This is a genomic window from Bradyrhizobium sp. Leo170 (genome assembly GCF_004296405.1).
In the GTDB taxonomy this organism is placed as follows: domain Bacteria; phylum Pseudomonadota; class Alphaproteobacteria; order Rhizobiales; family Xanthobacteraceae; genus Bradyrhizobium.
Genome location: NZ_PSRR01000700.1, coordinates 1 through 1516, shown reverse-complemented (window position 1 = coordinate 1516; position 1516 = coordinate 1). Strand labels below are relative to the sequence as shown.

Below are 1516 nucleotides of genomic sequence, written 5' to 3'. Positions count from 1 at the left end.
CAGAAGCCTGATCGCCGGCTCTATGACATTGCCACGCTTGCCGCATTGCGCGAGCGCCTTCGCTCGGCCGATATCTGGGTCGACGGGAGCCGCTCGTTTCGCCCCATCGACGAGCACCTCATGCCGCGGTCGACGTTCACCATGTGAAGGATGAGGATCGGCTTGGCCTTGGTGTGGGCAGTGACGGCGCCGCTTGGCTGAACGAAGCAAGGCAGGTGCTGGACTTCAATTTGAAGCGCTTGGCCTATCGCGCTTGCGCAGGCAAGCTCGAGGGTGTTCGTCTTGAAGCCGGAACGCTGATCGTTACGCCGACGGCCGGCGACGCTCCTGCGGCAGCCGAAGAACTGAACGCTGAGATCAGCGAGATGTATCCGCTGGTCGAAGTTCCTGATCTCTTGAGGGAAGTGCATGAATGGACGGGCTTTGCCGATCAGTTCACGCATGTTCGCACGGGTGACGCCCCTCGGAATGTCTCCGCCATGCTGGCCGGCGTCCTAGCCGATGCAACTAATCTCGGTCCGAAACGGATGGCCAGCGCGTCCAAAGGCATCAGCGCCCATCAGATCGGCTGGATGCGCACCTTTCACGCCCGTTCAGAGACCTATCGCGCCGCTCAGGCCCGCATCACCGACGCACACAGCTGTCACCCGCATTCCCGCCTGTGGGGCAACGGAACGACTGCGTCGTCCGACGGGCAGTTCTTTCGTGCCAGCGACCGAGCGGCAAAACGCAGTGACGTCAATCTGCACTATGGCAGCGAACCGGGATCGAAGTTTTACAGTCACCTGTCGGACCAGTACGGCTATTTCAGCATCCTGCCCATCAGCCCGACGGAAAGCGAAGCGGCCTATGTGCTGGATGGTTTGTTCGACCAGGACACGATCCTCGATATCCAGGAGCACTTTACTGACACTGGCGGGGCAAGCGATCATGTCTTCGCGCTGTTCGCCCTTGTCGGCAAACGCTTCGCGCCGCGTCTACGCAACCTCAAGGATCGAAAGTTCCACATATTCGAGAAAGGCGATGCTTACCCGGCGCTCGTGAACCACATAGGCGCGCCGATCAACACTGCATTGATCCTTGACCATTGGGATGACCTGCTCCATCTGGCAGCGTCGATCACGACGCGCTCCGTCGTTCCCTCGACGATCCTGAAGAAGCTCTCGGCATCTCCGAAGAAAAGTCAGTTGGCCAAGGCGCTGCGGGAAGTCGGCCGCATCGAACGATCACTGTTCATGATCGAATGGTATTCGAGCCCGGCCCTGCGCCGGCGATGCCAAGCCGGCCTTAACAAGGGTGAGGCAGCGCACAAACTCAAGCGTTCGGTGTTCTTCCACGAGCGCGGCGAAATCCGTGACCGGTCATTCGAAAGCCAGGCATTCCGCGCTTCCGGTCTTAATCTGGTCGCCAGCGCCATCGTGCACTGGAATACTGTTTACCTCGACCGCGCTGTCACTCATCTGAAGCGAGAGGGCAGAAACATTCCCGACACGCTGCTCAAGCACGTGTCGCCGCT

Annotated in this window: 1 pseudogene; it reads left to right on the top strand. The window is 60.0% G+C overall.

Features of this window, described 5'->3' with window-relative positions:
* A pseudogene (locus CWO89_RS44095) lies at window positions 1-1516 on the top strand (Tn3 family transposase); the annotation flags it as partial.